This window comes from Pseudomonas sp. IC_126, assembly GCF_004331835.1.
GTDB lineage: Bacteria > Pseudomonadota > Gammaproteobacteria > Pseudomonadales > Pseudomonadaceae > Stutzerimonas.
In genome coordinates, this window is the sequence record NZ_SJSS01000003.1 from 125,737 (window position 1) to 140,936 (window position 15,200).

At 61.3% G+C, this 15,200-nt stretch carries 18 protein-coding genes; 6 read left to right on the forward strand and 12 right to left on the reverse strand.

The window, feature by feature from the left end:
* Positions 1 to 27: 27 nt before the first annotated feature.
* On the reverse strand, positions 28 to 963 hold the full coding sequence (locus tag E0D86_RS11485) for a hydroxymethylglutaryl-CoA lyase (RefSeq protein ID WP_131650167.1): 936 nt from the start codon (positions 961 to 963) through the stop codon (positions 28 to 30).
* Positions 964 to 1,408: 445 nt separating this feature from the next.
* Positions 1,409 to 2,611 (reverse strand): CaiB/BaiF CoA-transferase family protein, encoded by a 1,203-nt coding sequence (locus E0D86_RS11490; protein ID WP_131650168.1) that lies wholly within the window; start codon positions 2,609 to 2,611, stop codon positions 1,409 to 1,411.
* Positions 2,612 to 2,786: 175 nt separating this feature from the next.
* Here E0D86_RS11490 and E0D86_RS11495 point away from each other — a divergent pair, with 175 nt between their 5' ends.
* From E0D86_RS11495 to E0D86_RS11510, 4 genes are all read left to right on the forward strand, one after another.
* Positions 2,787 to 3,686, forward strand: a complete 900-nt coding sequence (locus E0D86_RS11495; protein ID WP_131650169.1) for a LysR family transcriptional regulator — start codon at positions 2,787 to 2,789, stop codon at positions 3,684 to 3,686.
* Positions 3,687 to 3,834: 148 nt separating this feature from the next.
* On the forward strand, positions 3,835 to 4,848 hold the full coding sequence (locus tag E0D86_RS11500) for a DctP family TRAP transporter solute-binding subunit (protein WP_131650170.1): 1,014 nt from the start codon (positions 3,835 to 3,837) through the stop codon (positions 4,846 to 4,848).
* 402 nt (positions 4,849 to 5,250) lie between these two features.
* Complete coding sequence (tcdA, locus tag E0D86_RS11505) at positions 5,251 to 6,060, forward strand: tRNA cyclic N6-threonylcarbamoyladenosine(37) synthase TcdA (RefSeq protein ID WP_131650171.1); 810 nt, start codon at positions 5,251 to 5,253, stop codon at positions 6,058 to 6,060.
* A gap of 83 nt (positions 6,061 to 6,143) precedes the next feature.
* Positions 6,144 to 6,644, forward strand: coding sequence for an isoprenylcysteine carboxylmethyltransferase family protein (locus E0D86_RS11510; protein ID WP_131650172.1), 501 nt, complete (start codon positions 6,144 to 6,146; stop codon positions 6,642 to 6,644).
* Between the two features lie 4 nt (positions 6,645 to 6,648).
* Here the strand turns inward: E0D86_RS11510 and E0D86_RS11515 are convergent, their stop codons facing one another.
* The 5 genes from E0D86_RS11515 to E0D86_RS11535 all read right to left on the reverse strand — a co-directional run bounded on the left by E0D86_RS11515 (position 6,649) and on the right by E0D86_RS11535 (position 10,215).
* On the reverse strand, positions 6,649 to 7,065 hold the full coding sequence (locus tag E0D86_RS11515; RefSeq protein WP_131650173.1) for a SufE family protein: 417 nt from the start codon (positions 7,063 to 7,065) through the stop codon (positions 6,649 to 6,651).
* Entirely contained in the window at positions 7,062 to 8,264 is a 1,203-nt protein-coding gene (locus E0D86_RS11520) for an aminotransferase class V-fold PLP-dependent enzyme (protein ID WP_131650174.1), read from the reverse strand. Before E0D86_RS11520 ends, E0D86_RS11515 begins: the two co-directional genes overlap by 4 nt.
* Positions 8,265 to 8,348: 84 nt before the next feature.
* A complete protein-coding gene (gene dapD / locus E0D86_RS11525; protein WP_131650175.1) occupies positions 8,349 to 9,383 on the reverse strand; it encodes a 2,3,4,5-tetrahydropyridine-2,6-dicarboxylate N-succinyltransferase in 1,035 nt (344 codons plus the stop codon).
* Between the two features lie 43 nt (positions 9,384 to 9,426).
* Positions 9,427 to 9,798 carry an ArsC family reductase gene (locus E0D86_RS11530; protein WP_131650176.1) on the reverse strand — a complete coding sequence of 124 codons (372 nt, stop codon included), beginning with the start codon at positions 9,796 to 9,798 and terminating at the stop codon, positions 9,427 to 9,429.
* Positions 9,799 to 9,882: 84 nt separating this feature from the next.
* Positions 9,883 to 10,215 carry a thioredoxin family protein gene (locus E0D86_RS11535; protein WP_131650177.1) on the reverse strand — a complete coding sequence of 111 codons (333 nt, stop codon included), beginning with the start codon at positions 10,213 to 10,215 and terminating at the stop codon, positions 9,883 to 9,885.
* 137 nt (positions 10,216 to 10,352) lie between these two features.
* On the opposite strand from E0D86_RS11535, the gene E0D86_RS11540 reads away from it, so the two are divergent.
* Both E0D86_RS11540 and E0D86_RS21400 read left to right on the forward strand, forming a co-directional pair.
* A complete protein-coding gene (locus E0D86_RS11540) occupies positions 10,353 to 10,598 on the forward strand; it encodes a hypothetical protein (protein ID WP_131650178.1) in 246 nt (81 codons plus the stop codon).
* Between the two features lie 10 nt (positions 10,599 to 10,608).
* Positions 10,609 to 10,755 (forward strand): hypothetical protein, encoded by a 147-nt coding sequence (locus E0D86_RS21400; RefSeq protein ID WP_165914234.1) that lies wholly within the window; start codon positions 10,609 to 10,611, stop codon positions 10,753 to 10,755.
* A 35-nt stretch (positions 10,756 to 10,790) separates the two neighbouring features.
* Here the strand turns inward: E0D86_RS21400 and dapC are convergent, their stop codons facing one another.
* From dapC to purM, 5 genes are read right to left on the reverse strand one after another with little or no spacing between them, the layout of a single operon-like run.
* Positions 10,791 to 11,987: a succinyldiaminopimelate transaminase gene (gene dapC / locus E0D86_RS11545; RefSeq protein WP_131650179.1), complete on the reverse strand. Its 1,197-nt coding sequence runs from the start codon at positions 11,985 to 11,987 to the stop codon at positions 10,791 to 10,793.
* A gap of 51 nt (positions 11,988 to 12,038) precedes the next feature.
* Positions 12,039 to 12,701 carry a COG3650 family protein gene (locus tag E0D86_RS11550; RefSeq protein ID WP_131650180.1) on the reverse strand — a complete coding sequence of 221 codons (663 nt, stop codon included), beginning with the start codon at positions 12,699 to 12,701 and terminating at the stop codon, positions 12,039 to 12,041.
* A 57-nt stretch (positions 12,702 to 12,758) separates the two neighbouring features.
* Positions 12,759 to 13,469 carry a DUF3108 domain-containing protein gene (locus tag E0D86_RS11555; protein ID WP_131650181.1) on the reverse strand — a complete coding sequence of 237 codons (711 nt, stop codon included), beginning with the start codon at positions 13,467 to 13,469 and terminating at the stop codon, positions 12,759 to 12,761.
* An 8-nt stretch (positions 13,470 to 13,477) separates the two neighbouring features.
* Positions 13,478 to 14,131 (reverse strand): phosphoribosylglycinamide formyltransferase, encoded by a 654-nt coding sequence (gene purN / locus E0D86_RS11560; RefSeq protein WP_131650182.1) that lies wholly within the window; start codon positions 14,129 to 14,131, stop codon positions 13,478 to 13,480.
* Positions 14,131 to 15,192 carry a phosphoribosylformylglycinamidine cyclo-ligase gene (purM, locus tag E0D86_RS11565; RefSeq protein WP_177493052.1) on the reverse strand — a complete coding sequence of 354 codons (1,062 nt, stop codon included), beginning with the start codon at positions 15,190 to 15,192 and terminating at the stop codon, positions 14,131 to 14,133. Before purM ends, purN begins: the two co-directional genes overlap by 1 nt.
* Between the last annotated feature and the right edge of the window lie 8 nt (positions 15,193 to 15,200).

Consider the following 15,200-nt stretch of genomic DNA (forward strand, 5'->3'; position numbering starts at 1 on the left):
TCTGCTACAAGTTACTCGTTGATAGGCCTATTTGTCTGACTCCTGCATCCACTTGGGCTTCGGATAACGGCGGTCTGCTTTACCGGCTTTGAGGACGGCGCCCGGCACATCGTGGCCGACCAGTTCCGGCAGGCTCGCGGCGCATTGCAACAGCGTGTCTAGATCGACGCCGGTGTTCAGGCCCATGCGTTGAAACATGTGCACGAGATCTTCAGTGCAGATGTTGCCGCTGGCACCTGGCGCGTAAGGACAGCCGCCAAGGCCACCGAGCGACGCATCGAAACGATCGATACCTGCATTCAGAGCGGCCAGCGCGTTGGCCAAGCCCATTCCTCGGGTGTTGTGAAAGTGCGCGGTAAATACCGCCTCGGGCCAGTTGCTCGTCGCTTCGCGGCAGATGCGCTCGACCTGAGCCGGATCGGCCATGCCGGTGGTATCGCAGAGGGTGATGCCCTGCACGTCTAGATCCAGCAGGCGCTGCACCAGTTCATATATTCGGGGCTCTGGGATATCACCCTCGAACGGGCAGCCGAAGGTGGTGGAGAGCGAAGCGTTGATGAACACGCCGCTGCCACGGGTGACTTCGATGATTTCGCGGAACTGAGCCAATGATTGTTCCGGCGTCATACGTAGGTTTGCCATGCCGTGGGTGTCGCTAGCGGACATCACGAGGTTGATTTCATCCACGCGACAGGAGAGGGCGCGCTCGCATCCCTTTACGTTGGGTACCAGTACCGTGTATTCGACACCTGGCGTTCGGCGGATACCGCGCATGACTTCTTCGGCATCGCGCAAATTGGGGATGGCTTTGGGCGAGGTAAAAGAGGTTACCTCGATTTTCGCCAACCCGGTTTCGGAGAGGCGATCGATCAAGGCGATTTTGCCTTCGGTTGGGATGAAGTTCGGTTCAATCTGGAAACCGTCGCGGGTAGCGACGTCCTGGATGTAGAGGCGTTTGGTCATGATGTCTCCGGGAGTGGCAAGCGCTGATTGTTCGAGGACCATCAGGTCAGTTTGATTGTCCCCAAGCTCCGCTGGGAACGGCACTGCGACGCTAAGCGTCGGGTTGGCTCCTACGCAGAGCGTGGAAGCCATAAGATGCCCGTTGGGCAGCGAGTGGCTGGTGGGCTAAAGCCCACCCTACAATTGCTTCGCGCCGAGGGCAGGCCTCCTACAACATCCAAAGCCTACGCCGCACCGCTTTTTATGGGAGGCGCGCCCTCGCGGCGGTGGCTGGTGGGCTAAAGCCCACCCTACAATTGCTTCGTGCCGAGGGCAGGCCTCCTACAACATCCAAAGCCTACGCCGCACCGCTTTTTATGGGCGGCGCGCCCTCGCGGCGAATGCAGGCGATAGGCTGCTAACAAAGTCAAAGCTTCGCCCCGCGGCGAATGGATTTGATGGCTACTCAGATAATTCCCCGCTCGCGCAATCCGTGGCGCTGCGCTTCGGTCAGGCCTAGCCCCGCCAGTACGTCTTCGGTGTGTTCGCCCAGCTGTGGGCCGCCGGTGCCGATGCGGCCTGGGGTGCGGCTGAGCTTGGGTAGCACGCCCGGAACCTTGAGCGGGCCGGCGAAGGTCTGGACCTGCTCGATCATCTGCCGCGCCAGGTAATGCGGATCCTTGACGATATCGGCGGCGGTGTACGGATAACCTGCCGGGACTCGCGCGTCTTTGAGCGCCTCGATTACCTCGTCACGACTGTGCTTCGCGGTCCATTCACCAATGGCGGCGTCGATCAGTTCGGCATGTTGGGAGCGACCGTCGTTATGTGCGAAACGCGGATCCTCGGCAAGGTCCTGGCGTCCCATTAACGTCATCAGGCGCTTGTAAATGCTGTCGCCGTTGCCAGCGATCAGTACGTAGGCGCCATCGCTACATAAATAGGAGTTGGACGGGGTGATGCCGGGCAGGGCGCTGCCGGCCGGCTCGCGGATATAGCCGAAGGCGTCGTATTCGGGCACCAGGCTTTCCATCATCGCGAATACCGATTCGTACAGCGCGACGTCGATCTCTTGGCCCTTGCCGCTGCGGTTGCGCTCCTGCAAGGCGAGCAGCACGCCGATCACGCCGTAGAGCGAAGACAGCGAGTCGCCAATGCTCACGCCTACCCGTACCGGCGGTTGGCCGGGATAGCCAGACAGGTGCCGCAATCCGCCCATAGCCTCGCCGATCACGCCGAAGCCGGGCAGGTCGCGGTAGGGGCCGGTCTGGCCGTAGCCAGAAATGCGCAGCATGATCAGGCGCGGGTTGAGCTTTGCCAGTTCGTCCCAGCCGAGGCCCCAGCCTTCGAGCGTGCCAGGCCGAAAGTTTTCCACCAGCACGTCAGCTTCGGCCACCAGTTGCCGAACGATCTGCTGACCCTCGGCGGCTTTCAGGTCGAGCGTCACGGACTGCTTATTGCGTGACTGAACGTGCCACCAGAGCGAAGTGCCGTCCTTGAGCTTGCGCCACTTGCGCAATGGATCGCCGACACCTGGCGGCTCGATCTTGATCACATCGGCACCGAACTCGCCGAGCATTTTGCTGGCGAAGGGGCCAGCGATCAGCTGGCCCATCTCGATGACCTTGAGGCCTTGCAGCGGCAAGCTGTTTTCATTCTTTTCGTTCATCACAACACCTAAGCCGGGTCGATTCATATGTGGAGGATGACCGAGGGCCGTGTACCGGACAATTACCAAATAACCAAGGATGGTTTCGCGGACTGCGAAGGCTTTCAGCTGATGCCTTTCTGAACGCTACGGTTTAAGGTTGCCGCTTCGTCACTTGCGAATACGAGAACCAACCATGCGGCGTGTCGATTTCGTTACCCTGCGCCTTTTTGTCGCCATTGCCGACGAGCGCAGCCTTACCCGTGCCGCCGAGCGCGAGCACTTGGCGCTCGCGGCTGTCAGCAAGCGCATCAGCGACATGGAGGGCCAGCTCGGCGTGAGCTTACTGTATCGCCAACCGAAGGGCGTGGAACTGACGCCCGCCGGCCATGCGTTGCTGCATCACGCGCGCAACTTGCTCGATGGCCTACAGCAGATGGATGCCGATCTCAGCGAATTCAGCCAAGGCGTGAAAGGGCACGTTCGCATCCACGCCAACACCTCATCGGTAATTGAATTCCTGCCCGAAGATCTGAGTGCCTTCTCTCGCTTGCATCCAGAAGTAAAAATTGATCTGGAAGAGCGCGTCAGCAGCGACACCCTGCGTGCTCTACGCGAAGGGCTGACGGATATCGGCATCTTCGCCGGGCACATGCCGGCCGAAGATATTCAGGTGTTCGGCTATCGCGAGGATCGGCTGGTGCTGGTCACACCGCGCGAGCATCCCTTGGCGACGCTGACAAGCATCGCCCTGCGCGATGCCGCCGGTTTCGATTTCATCGGCCTGCAGCAAGACGCGTCACTGCATGCGCTGCTGCAGCAGTCAGCCCAGCAGATGGGCGTGCCGTTGCGGCTGCGCATTCAGGTGCGCAGCTTCGAGGCGATCTGCCGGATGATTCATACCGGCATGGGCATTGGTGTGCTGCCCGAGCAGGTGGTGCGCAATTACTTGCCGGCGCTGGATGTCGCGATCATTCCGCTTACCGATCCTTGGGCACGCCGCGAACTGAAGATTGGTGTACGCAACCTCGAAAGCCTCTCGGTCACGGCGCGACAGTTGCTGGAGCACCTCACGACTCGCGAAGGCAATCGCTGAAAAACAGGCTGTATACGGCATGGCGTCGTCCTAGCCTTCGCGGGCAGCGAAGCCACGCTTGCTCAAATATGAATGTCAGCGGGAAACGACGCCGGCTAGAGTCCGGTTAGCTACATAGCTCACACAACTACAAAACGGAGCTTCTCCCATGGCACGACTCACCCGTGGTATCAGCCGCCTGCTCGCCGTTTCGGCATTGGTCACCGTATTCGGCGCTCAGGCCCAATCTCAGCCGAGCGCACCGATCCTGATCAAGTTCTCCCACATCACCGCGGACAGCACGCCCAAAGGGCAGGGCGCGTTGATGTTTAAAAAGCTCGTCCAGGAACGTCTGCCGGAGCAGGTCAAGGTCGAGGTTTACGCCAACTCGTCGCTGTATGGCGATGGCAAGGAAATGGAAGCCCTGCTACTGAACCAGGTGCAGATGCTCGCCCCAGCGCCGTCGAAACTCGAGCAATACACAAAGCAGCTGCAGCTGTTCGACATGATGTTCCTCTTCGATGACGTCGCCGCCGCGCAGCGCTTCCAGCAATCGGACAAGGGCAAGGCCATGCTCAAGTCGATGGAGGACAAGGGCATCACCGGGCTGGCCTACTGGCTTAACGGCATGCGCCAGTTCACCGCCAACAAGCCGTTGCGCGAGCCGGCCGACGCTCGCGGGTTGAAGTTCCGTGTTCAGCCATCGGATCTGCAGGCCGCTCAGTACACCGCGCTGCGCGCCGTGCCGCGAAAGATGGCTTTCGCCGAGATCTACCAGGGCTTGCAGACCGGCGTAGTCAATGCTCAGGACAACCCCTGGTCGAACATCTATAGCCAAAAGTACTACGAAGTGCAGCCGTACATGACCGAGTCCAATCACGGGATCGGCAATTACCTGCTGATCACCAACACCCAGTTCTGGAACGGCTTGCCGGCTCCGGTGCGTACCGAACTCGAAGAAATCATCGAGGAGGTTACCGCCGAGGTGAATCGTCAAGCCGAGGCTCTGAATGAAAAAGCCAGGCAGAACATCGTCGATACCGGCAAGAGCGAAATTCTGGTGCTGACCGAGGAGCAGCGCAATGCCTGGCGCGATGCGGTTCGCCCGGCCTGGAAGAAGTTCGAGAATGAAATCGGCGTTGATCTGATCCAGGCAGCTGAAGCGGCGAATCAGGCGCAATAATTCGTCCTTGTTCGTGCTCACCATGTTCGCCGCGAGGGCGTGCCTCTTACAGGGTTTCGTGCAGGCTTCGGCTTTAGCGTCGGCGCGGCTAACGCAAGGGTTTATGCAGGCCTCGGTTTGTAGGAGACCCCCCTCGGCGCGAAGCTTTTTGGCTTTCCGGCAGATAGGGTTGCTGGTTGTTTGAGCGTTGATCAGGCGGGTACGCCTCCAACAGGGTTTCGTGCAGGCTTCGGCTTTAATGTCGGGCGCGGCTAACGCAGGGGTCGTTGCAGACCTCGGTTTGCGTAGGAGGCCCGCCCTCGGGGCGAAGCTTTTAGAGGAGCTGTCAGGGCTGACATTACGGGCTGGGATCGAGGTGAATGTCGGCCCTATAATCGCGCGATATTTCCCAGGGGTATCGACATGGCTATCGACGATCAGCGTTTTGGCGGTATAGCCCGTCTCTACGGTGCTGCTGGGCTAGAGCGTTTGGCGGCGGCGCATGTCGCAGTGGTTGGGATTGGAGGGGTTGGTTCCTGGGCGGCCGAGGCGCTAGCGCGTAGCGGGGTCGGCGAGATCAGTTTGTTCGATCTGGACGATGTCTGTATTACCAACACCAACCGGCAGGTGCATGCGCTGGAAGGTGCCGTTGGCAAGCCCAAGGTTGACGAGATGGCGGCGCGGATCAGGGCGATCAACCCGGCCTGCGTGGTGCATGCCGTTGCCGACTTCGTCACGCGCGACACTATGGCCGAATACATCACCGAACAGATGGATTGCGTCATCGACTGCATCGACAGCGTGCCGGCCAAGGCGGCGCTGATCGCCTGGTGCAAGCGGCGCAAGATTCAGATCATCGCCACGGGCGGCGCGGGCGGGCAGGTTGATCCGACGCAGATCCAAGTCACCGACTTGAACAAGACCTTCAACGATCCGCTGGCCGCCAAGGTGCGTTCCCTGCTGCGGCGCGAATACAACTTTTCCCGCACGCCGGGCCGCACCTACAGCGTGCCCTGTGTGTTTTCCACCGAGCAATTGCGCTACCCCAAGCCGGATGGCGGTGTCTGCCAGAGCAAGAGTTTCGTGGGCGAGGGAGTAAAGCTCGACTGTGCCGGCGGTTTCGGCGCGGCGATGATGGTCACTGCCAGTTTCGGTCTGGTGGCGGCGGCGCGCGCCGTCGACAAGCTGGTGGCGGGAGCAAGGCGGCCGGCGGAGCGTGCGCCGATAGGCTAGTCCCGACGCTGTTGCCTTCGTCGAAGGCGAACCGGGGCGCTGCGCTTGTTGTCCTTAGACGAGACAGATCGGACGCCATACACGTGAATAAGCTGCTCGGCAGGGTCGATACCCTGATCTACCTGATCGTCGGCCCGTTCGGCGTGCTCTATGTATTCCCGCGTTTCTTTCTGCAACTGGAACAGCAACTGGGCATCGAGCTGCCGCGCCTGGCAGTTCTGAAATACACGGGCGTCACGCTGATGAACCTGGGCGGGCTGCTGGCGATCGTCTGCGCGCTGATGATGTACCGGCATGGCAAGGGAACGGTCAGCCCGCTATCTGGACCGAAGGCCCTGCTGCGAGGCGGTCCGTACGGATGGGTCAGGCATCCGATGATGTGGTCGGGCACTTTCGTACTGATCGGCCTGATGTTGATCTACAGTTCGCCGCTGCTGGCGGTGTGGCTGGCGATCTGGAGCCGCTTCGCCGCGGTATATATCGCGCGTTATGAAGAGCCCTACCTGGAATCGGTGTTCGGTGAGCAGTATCGCGATTATTGCCGACGTACGCCGCGCTGGTTTCCCTGGCGCTCTGCCAGATGAGCCGCTATTGCGTTTGCCGGCTCAGTTCGCGCATGCGCGCCAATACTGCGTTCATGCCGTTGCTGCGCGAAGGCGATAGCTGCCGCGACAGGCCGAGTTGGTCGAACCACTCTGCGATGTCAAGCTGCCGCAGCTGATCAACGTCGAGCCCGTTGACGCGCACCAGCAGAACAGCGAGTAACCCGCGCAGAAGGCGCGCCTCGCTGGTGCCGCGGAAATGCCAGAGATCTCCTTGTCGCTCGCCGATCAACCACAGCTTGCTTTCGCAGCCTGCCACTTGGTTGGTCTCGTTGCGCTCGAATTCGCTGAGTGGCTCGAGCCTATCGCCCCACTGCATCAGCAACCGCGCGCGCTGTTCCCAACCGGCAGCCTGTTGAAAGTTGAGCAGGGCTTCGCTAGCAGGGGCAAGCAGCTCGCTCATTGGAGCAGCTCCAGCGATTGGTCCAGCGCTGCGAAAAAACGCTCCAGATCGGTGCCGTCGTTGTACAGTCCGAGCGAGACGCGGAGGGCGCCATCGATTCCCAGGCTTTTCAATAGCGGTTGTGCGCAATGGGTCCCGCTGCGTATGGCGATGCCCTGTTCGGTAAGCAGGTGCGCCAGATCACCATGATGAATGCCGTCTGCGGTGAAGCTGGCCAGCGCCAACTGCGGTTCGCCCAGCAGTCGCACGCCTTCACGGGTCGCGAGGCCCGCCAGTAATTGTTTATGCAGTGCTTGTTCGTGGTCAGCCACCGCCGTTGCGTCCAGTCTGGACAGATAATCCAGCGTTGCGCCGAGCCCGATGACGGCGCCGATTGGCGGTGTACCGGCCTCGAAGCCCAGCGGTGCGGCATGAAATTCGGCGTGCTGAAAGTCGGCGATACGGACCATCTCGCCGCCGAATTGCCAGTGCCTGAGCTTGAGCAGTGACTCGCCGCGCCCATAAAGCGCGCCGACGCCTTCCGGCCCGTAGAGCTTGTGGCTGGAGAGTACATAGAAGTCGCAGGCCAGCGCCTGCATGTCGTGCCGGCCATGGACCACGCCCTGCGCGCCGTCGACGATCGTCAGCGCGCCCTGAGCCTTGGCCAGCGGCAATAGCTCGGCAAGCGGTTGCCAAGCGCCGAGCACATTGGATAGCTGGCTGACGGCAAGTAGACGGGTTCTTCGGCCAATCAATTGAGTAGCCGCTTCGAGATCGATCACTCCGCGATTATTCAGCGGCAATACCACCAGCCTGGCATTGCGTCGCTTCGCCAGTTGCTGCCAGGGCAGCAGATTGGCGTGATGCTCCATCGCGCTGACGACGATCTCGTCATCCGCTTCGATCAGCGGTTCGAGGCCATAGGCAAGTAGGTTGAGCGCCTCGGTGGCGCCACGGGTGAAGACGATTTCGGTCGGGCTGGCTGCGTTGAGCCACCGCGCCACCTTGATCCGTGAATCCTCGAAGGCGCGTGTCGCGCGCTCGGCCGGCTGATGCTGGGCGCGGTGAACGTTGGCGGTGCCGCTGGTGTAATAGCCGGTCAGCGCATTGATCAACGCTTGCGGCTTTTGCGCCGTGGCGGCGCTATCGAGGTAGGTCTGGCCCTGGGCTTCGAGAATGGCCAGGGCGGGGAAATCGGAACGCCAGGGGGACAAAAGCATAGCGTTAAGCCTGAAGCTGGAAGCTGGAAGCCCAAGCGATGCGCGGTTGCTTCCGGCTTCCGGCTTATGGCTTCCAGCTAGCGGTCAGTTATGCGCGTGCAGCGCTTCGTTCAGCTCGATCGCGGACTTGTGCGTCTTGCATTCGACCGCGCCAGTCAGCGAGTTGCGGCGGAACAGCAGGTCGGTTTGGCCAGCCAGCTCGCGTCCTTTTACCACCTTGACCAGCTCGCCTTGCTCGTCGAGCAGGTTCACTTTGGTGCCAGCGGTGATGTACAGGCCGGCTTCCACGGTGTTGCGGTCGCCCAGCGGGATGCCGATGCCGGCGTTGGCGCCGATCAGGCAGCCTTCGCCCACGGAGATGACGATGTTGCCGCCACCGGACAGCGTGCCCATGGTCGAGCAGCCGCCGCCGAGGTCCGAGCCCTTGCCGACGAACACGCCTGCCGAGACGCGGCCTTCGATCATGCCTGGGCCTTCGGTGCCGGCGTTGAAGTTGATGAAGCCTTCGTGCATGACGGTGGTGCCTTCGCCCACGTAAGCGCCAAGACGGATGCGCGCCGTATCGGCGATGCGCACGCCAGCCGGGACCACGTAATCGGTCATCTTCGGGAATTTGTCGACAGAGATGACTTCCAGCAGATAGCCCTTCAGGCGTGCTTCCAGTTGGCGCTCGGCCAGCTCGGCCAGATCCACCGCGCCCTGGTTGGTCCAGGCGACGTTGGGCAGCAGCGGGAAGATGCCGGCAAGGTTCGGACCGTGCGGCTTGACCAGGCGATGAGAGATCAGATGCAGCTTGAGATAGGCCTCGGGCGTCGAGGTCAGCGCAGCGTCTTCGGCAAGCAGTGTGACTACCAGCGGGCGCTGGCTTTCGGCCAGACGGGTCAGCAGTGCGTGCTGGGTGCTGTCGATCGATTTGATCGCATCCGCCAGTTGCGCGGCCTGGCTGGTGGAGATGGTGATGGCCTGATTGCCACCTTCATAGCCGAGCAGCGGGGTGATAGCGGCGACCAGCTCGCCGGCCGGTTGCAGCAGCGGCTGCGCGTAGAAGACTTCCAGCCAGCTGCCCTGACGGTTCTGTGTGCCGACGCCGAACGCCAGGCTGAATAGGTTTTTGCTCATGGGGAATCCCTTTATCAATCACGCTCGTCTTGGCGAGCGGGTCTCAGTTCTTGGCTGCCAGCTCGACAGCGTAAATATCCGGCTTGAAGCCAATCAGCGTCTTGTCGCCCAGATCGAGTACGGGGCGCTTGATCATCGATGGCTGAGCCAGCATCAGCTCGATGGCCTTGGCTTGGTCAAGATCAGCTTTTTGCACGTCGTCCAGCTTGCGGAAGGTGGTGCCAGCACGGTTGAGTACGGTCTGCCAGCCATGTTCATTGCACCAGGCTTCCAGGTGGGCGCGGTCGATGCCGGCGCTCTTGTAGTCATGGAATTCATAGCTCAAGCCCTGCTGGTCGAGCCAAGTACGGGCCTTTTTCATGGTGTCGCACGCCTTGATGCCGTACAGACAGAGTCCTTTGTGTTGATCGGGCATAACAGCTCCGCATTCTCCGGCCAAACTGGACCGCGGATTATGCCACGATGAACACGAACCTGCCGCTTTGAGCGGCCTGGCGCTTTAGCTAGCGGAGTTGTCCGCCTGGCGCAGCAGATCCTCGATAGCCTGGGTGCTGGTCGGACGCACCACGCGGTCGAGTTCTTCGCCCTGGCGCATGAGAATCAACGTCGGCCAGAGTTTGACGCGAAACGACCGCCCCAGTGGCCGCCCAGGACCGTCTTCGATCTTCAGATGACGCAGTGAGCGCTCGGCCATAGCAGTCGCCAATGGCGGCTGCGCCGCGCGGCAATGTCCGCACCAGTCGGTGCCGAATTCGAGCAGGGTAAACCCTTCGAGATCATCCACTTCGTCTCGCGAAGGGGCATTGGCGGCGTAGGTTTCGTTCATGGGCATGGTCGGCTCCTTGAGAATCCTAATAAGTGGGAGTCGCCGCAGCGGCCATCGGTTCAGCCGCAAAGGTCGCAAAGCGGTTCGACCTTTTTCAGGCCATACGTTGTCCATTGATCACAATCGCAACGATGAGGTCATGTATGGCACGCAAGCATTTCGAAAACCATGAGGCCATTTCCTCCGCCGTTCCTGCCGATGATGGATTCGAGGCGGTGATCGCGGTGAAGCGTCGTGAGACCGACGACACTGCCCGAGTATTCAAAGTCGCCAACGGCAGGCATTACGACCTCGCGTCCGAGGCCGAAGTAGCAGCCGAGGCGGCGCTGACCAAGGTCAGGGAGGTCAGCAACGACGGTGAGCTGATTTGGGAAGAGAACGCAATCTGAGGAGAGCGACATGAACGAGCCCGAAAAGCCCGATGTGGAGGAGCGTGATGAGCGCGAAGGACCCATCACGGCGGACATTCCAGAGCATATGAAGCCGGAAAACCTCGAGAAACTGCGCGACTACGGTAAAGACAAGATTCCGCCAGGTGTCGCCTGAAAGAGGGCCGGACGCCGCCGCGTCCGGCTCTGGCTTCAAAGCGTGGCGATAAACGCGCGGATGCGCTCGGCTGCTTCAACGCAATCGGCGAGCGGCGCCACGAGCGCCATGCGAACCCGATCCTTACCAGGGCTGACGCCATCGACTTCGCGTGACAGATAGGACCCTGGCACCACGGTCACATGTTCGCGGGCAAACAGCTCGCGAGTGAATTGCTGGTCGTCGACAGGCGTTTTCGGCCACAGGTAGAAGCCGCCATCGGGGCGCTGCACATCCATCACTGGTGTGAGGATGTCTAGAACCGCATCGAACTTTTCGCGGTACATCTGGCGATTGGCCTGGACGTGCGCCTCGTCGTTCCAGGCGGCGATGCTCGCGAGTTGGGTCTGCACGGGCATGGCGCAGCCGTGATAGGTGCGGTAGAGCAGAAACGCCTTGAGAATGTCCGCATCCCCGGCGACGAATCCGGAGCGCAGCCCCGGCAGATTCGAGCGCTTGGACAGGCTATGGAACACCACGCAGCGTTTGAAATCAGTGCGACCCAGCGCGGCGCAGGCGGTCAGCAATCCGGCTGGCGGTTGTTTCTCATCGAAGTAAAGCTCGCTGTAGCACTCGTCGGCGGCGATGACGAAGTCATGCTCGTCGGCCAGCGCGATCAGCTTCTGCAGCGTGTCGAGCGGCACCAACGCGCCGGTGGGGTTGCCCGGCGAGCAGAGAAACAGGATCTGCGTGCGCTGCCAGATATCGGCCGGAACGGCGTCGAAATCCGGATTGAACCCATTCTCGGCGGTGCAGGGCAGGTAGTGCGGCGTGGCGCCAGCCAGAAGCGTCGCGCCTTCGTAAATCTGATAGAACGGATTGGGACTGAGCACCAGGGCATCCGCGCTGCGGTTGACGACGGCCTGAGTGAACGCAAACAGGGCTTCGCGGGTGCCGTTGACCGGCAATACGTGGCGCGCCGGATCGAGACTGCCAGCCGGTACGCCGAAGCGACGTTCGCACCAGCGGGCGATCGACTCGCGCAGCTCGGGGATGCCGAGTGTGGATGGATACACGGCCAGCTGGTCGAGATTGGCGGTCAGTGCCTGGGCAACGAAATCAGGCGATGGGTGTTTCGGTTCGCCAATCGACAGCGCGATCGGGCGCTTTTCACTCGGCGGTTGCGCGCCAGCGAGCAGGGCGCGGAGCTTCTCGAACGGATAAGGCTGCAGCAGAGACAAGTCGTTATTCATTGTGTGGTCTTCGAAACGTCGGGAAGCGCACAAAATGCGCGCTTCGATAAATCATTCGTTACGTGCACCGCCGTAATAGGCGCAGCCACGCAGGGTCTGGCCGTCGAGGCGCAGTTCGGCGGTCAAATGGCTGATCGCACCGCTGGCATCATCGACGCAACGCTGTGGCGCCACCCAGAGATCGAATCGCTGGTTGTTGGCTTCGCTGCTGAAGCTCGACTGTCCGCCCGGAAGTTGTTCTTCCAGATACGGCACGGCCAAGGGGGCCTCGCCGGGACGTTCAAGCAGCATGCCGCGGGTGGTGATCCTTACGCTCCAGCCTGGCTCGTTGCCACTGGCGCGCAGCGTCAATTGCTTGAAGTCGTCCGCGTCGCAGCCCGGCCCTTCGGCTTGCAGTCGATAGACTTGGGTCAGTTGCAGTTGGCTATCGCCCTCTCGCGAAATCAGCGTGCCACGTACATCGGCAAACAGCGGTTGGCCGCTGTCGGACAATAGCGCCTGGGCATCTTCTGACAATCCGATCGCGTCGGTGTCGAGCAGTGTGATATGGCGTTCGCCCTGACAAGTGCGCAACGACAGCAGACCGTCGCGGTGCGTGACCCCGCCCTGAAGCCGCTCTGTCGGCTGTTTGCGAGGGCCGTCGCTCCAGGGTAACGATTGGCAGCCAGCAAAAACCGGCAGCAGGGCGAGCAGCAAGACGCGCGGAGAAGTCATGGTGAGATTCGCTGAAACGGCGGGCGATGACGCGCCGGCTGCCCGGCGCGGTGGTAATCAGTCACCTTTCACGGCTTTGCCGTCGACGGTGCCTTCTTCGAGCATGATCTGGTATTCCTTGCCGTCCTTCTCCACCTGATGCAGGCGGACCAGCATGTAGTCCCAGTCCTTGGCGAACCAGAGGATGGTCTGACGCTTGCTCTGCGTCGGATCACGCACGCGCTCGACCTTGATCGCATCGATCTGGCCTGCCTTGGTGCTGACCGCTTCCTCGCCGAGCACACGGAAGTCGTAGGTTTCGATTTCATCGCCATCGACGACCTGATAGCTCATGCTTTTTTCGCCCGCTGCCACCGCTTCCTGCAGCGCGATCTGGTAGGTGGACTTGTCCAGCAGGCCGCGGTTGAGCGGCAGCTTGACCGGATCACCACGATCTTCTCCGGTGACCTGCTTAGCCTGCCAATCGAAGTCGTGCTTGATAGATTTGCCTTTGCCTAGGCCGCTGCGCTTGAGGCGGTATTTCTGTGGGATGAAGGTCTCGCCCTCGACGGTGAAGGTGCTGCGTTCATTGAAGCTGGCCACCAGCATGGAGGCTTCGAAATCCAGCTGCCAGGTATTGCCTTCGAGTTTTTCCAGGCTGCGCTGGGCGGTGCCGCTGACAGGCACTTGTTTCCAGTCCGCGGTGTAGCTGGCGGAGAAGGGCTTGAGCTCCAGGGCCTGGACCGGCAGGGCCAGTACGGCGAGAGCGAGCAGCAAAGCGCGACGCATAAGATCTCCTAGATTCGTATCGGATGGCCGGAAGCCGGCAACGGAATGTCGTCAAGCATCGCGCCTTGCTCGGCAAGGCGCAAGCGGCCTTCGGCAAACCAGCGGACGGCCAGCGGATAGATGATGTGCTCGGCTGCATGCACCCGATCGGTCAGTTCGCCGATGCTTTCACCGGTCTCGATATTGAGGCTGGCCTGTATTGCCACGGGGCCACCATCGAGCTCTTCGGTGACGAAATGCACGCTGCAACCGTGCTCGCGGTCACCGGCTGCGAGGGCGCGACGGTGGGTGTCCAGCCCCTTGTATTTCGGCAGCAGGGACGGGTGGATGTTGAGCAAACGGCCCTGGTAATGGCGGACGAAGCTCGATGTAAGGATGCGCATGAAACCGGCCAGTACGACCAGCTGCGGCTCGTACGTATCAATGATCTCGGTCAGCGCGGCGTCAAAGGCTTCACGATCGGCGAAGTCCTTGTGTTGCACGACGTGAGTGGCAATGCCGACGGCTTGCGCGCGCTGCAGGCCGAATGCTTCGGCGCGATTCGACACGACCGCGCGGATACGCACCGGATTCTCTTCACCGAGGCTGTCGATCAGGGCCTGGAGATTGCTGCCAGACCCTGAAATCAGCACTACGACATTGCAGGGCGCGCCGAGGCTCATCAGTGTTGTTTCAGATTGTTCAGTACGACGCGCTCGGCATCCGCACCAGCCGAGGCGATTTCACCGATCACCCAAGGGCTCTCGCCGGAGTCACGCAGGTTGCCGAGAACGGTTTCGACTTGATCCTGTGCCACACAAATGACCATGCCGACGCCGCAGTTGAGCACGCGGTGCATTTCATGCTCGTCGACGTTGCCTTTCTCCTGGAGCCAGTCGAACACCGCGGGACGATTCCAGCTGGCGATATCGAGGACGGCCTGACTGCCTTCGGGCAGTACGCGCGGGATGTTGTCCAGCAGGCCGCCACCGGTAATGTGGGCCATGGCCTTGACCGCGCCGGTGTCCTTGATCAGCTTGAGCAGCGGCTTGACGTAGATGCGGGTCGGCGCCATCAGCAGTTCGGTGAGTGGTTTGCCGTCGAGCTGGATGTTCTCGATATCGGCGCCGGCCACTTCGATGATCTTGCGGATCAGCGAATAACCATTGGAGTGCGGGCCGGAAGAGGGCAGCGCGATCAACGCGTCGCCGGAAGCGACCTTCGAGCCGTCGATGATTTCGCTCTTCTCGACCACGCCGACGCAGAAGCCGGCCAGGTCGTAGTCTTCGCCTTCGTACATGCCAGGCATTTCGGCGGTCTCACCGCCAACCAGCGAGCAACCGGCCAGTTCGCAGCCGGCACCGATGCCGGTGACGACGGTCGCGGCGATATCCACGTTGAGTTTGCCGGTGGCGTAATAGTCAAGGAAGAACAACGGCTCGGCGCCGCAGACCACTAGGTCGTTGACGCACATTGCCACCAGATCCTGGCCGATGCTGTCGTGCTTGTTCAGATTCAGTGCCAGGCGCAGCTTGGTGCCGACGCCATCGGTACCGGAAACCAGCACCGGCTGCTTGTAGCCGGCCGGAATTTCGCAGAGCGCGCCGAAGCCGCCCAGACCGCCCATGACTTCAGGACGCGCGGTACGCTTGGCCACGCCCTTGATGCGTTCGACCAGCGCTTCGCCTGCATCGATGTCGACACCGGCGTCCTTGTAGCTGATGGAGGGTTGCTTGCTCATAATCCGGACCT

Coding starts and splice junctions, on each gene's coding strand:
- E0D86_RS11485 (WP_131650167.1), bottom strand. CDS start 963: ATGACCAAACGCCTCTACATCCAGGACGTCGCTACCCGCGACGGTTTC.
- E0D86_RS11490 (WP_131650168.1), bottom strand. CDS start 2,611: ATGAACGAAAAGAATGAAAACAGCTTGCCGCTGCAAGGCCTCAAGGTC.
- E0D86_RS11495 (WP_131650169.1), top strand. CDS start 2,787: ATGCGGCGTGTCGATTTCGTTACCCTGCGCCTTTTTGTCGCCATTGCC.
- E0D86_RS11500 (WP_131650170.1), top strand. CDS start 3,835: ATGGCACGACTCACCCGTGGTATCAGCCGCCTGCTCGCCGTTTCGGCA.
- tcdA (WP_131650171.1), top strand. CDS start 5,251: ATGGCTATCGACGATCAGCGTTTTGGCGGTATAGCCCGTCTCTACGGT.
- E0D86_RS11515 (WP_131650173.1), bottom strand. CDS start 7,065: ATGAGCGAGCTGCTTGCCCCTGCTAGCGAAGCCCTGCTCAACTTTCAA.
- E0D86_RS11520 (WP_131650174.1), bottom strand. CDS start 8,264: ATGCTTTTGTCCCCCTGGCGTTCCGATTTCCCCGCCCTGGCCATTCTC.
- dapD (WP_131650175.1), bottom strand. CDS start 9,383: ATGAGCAAAAACCTATTCAGCCTGGCGTTCGGCGTCGGCACACAGAAC.
- E0D86_RS11530 (WP_131650176.1), bottom strand. CDS start 9,798: ATGCCCGATCAACACAAAGGACTCTGTCTGTACGGCATCAAGGCGTGC.
- E0D86_RS11535 (WP_131650177.1), bottom strand. CDS start 10,215: ATGCCCATGAACGAAACCTACGCCGCCAATGCCCCTTCGCGAGACGAA.
- E0D86_RS11540 (WP_131650178.1), top strand. CDS start 10,353: ATGGCACGCAAGCATTTCGAAAACCATGAGGCCATTTCCTCCGCCGTT.
- E0D86_RS21400 (WP_165914234.1), top strand. CDS start 10,609: ATGAACGAGCCCGAAAAGCCCGATGTGGAGGAGCGTGATGAGCGCGAA.
- dapC (WP_131650179.1), bottom strand. CDS start 11,987: ATGAATAACGACTTGTCTCTGCTGCAGCCTTATCCGTTCGAGAAGCTC.
- E0D86_RS11550 (WP_131650180.1), bottom strand. CDS start 12,701: ATGACTTCTCCGCGCGTCTTGCTGCTCGCCCTGCTGCCGGTTTTTGCT.
- E0D86_RS11555 (WP_131650181.1), bottom strand. CDS start 13,469: ATGCGTCGCGCTTTGCTGCTCGCTCTCGCCGTACTGGCCCTGCCGGTC.
- purN (WP_131650182.1), bottom strand. CDS start 14,131: ATGAGCCTCGGCGCGCCCTGCAATGTCGTAGTGCTGATTTCAGGGTCT.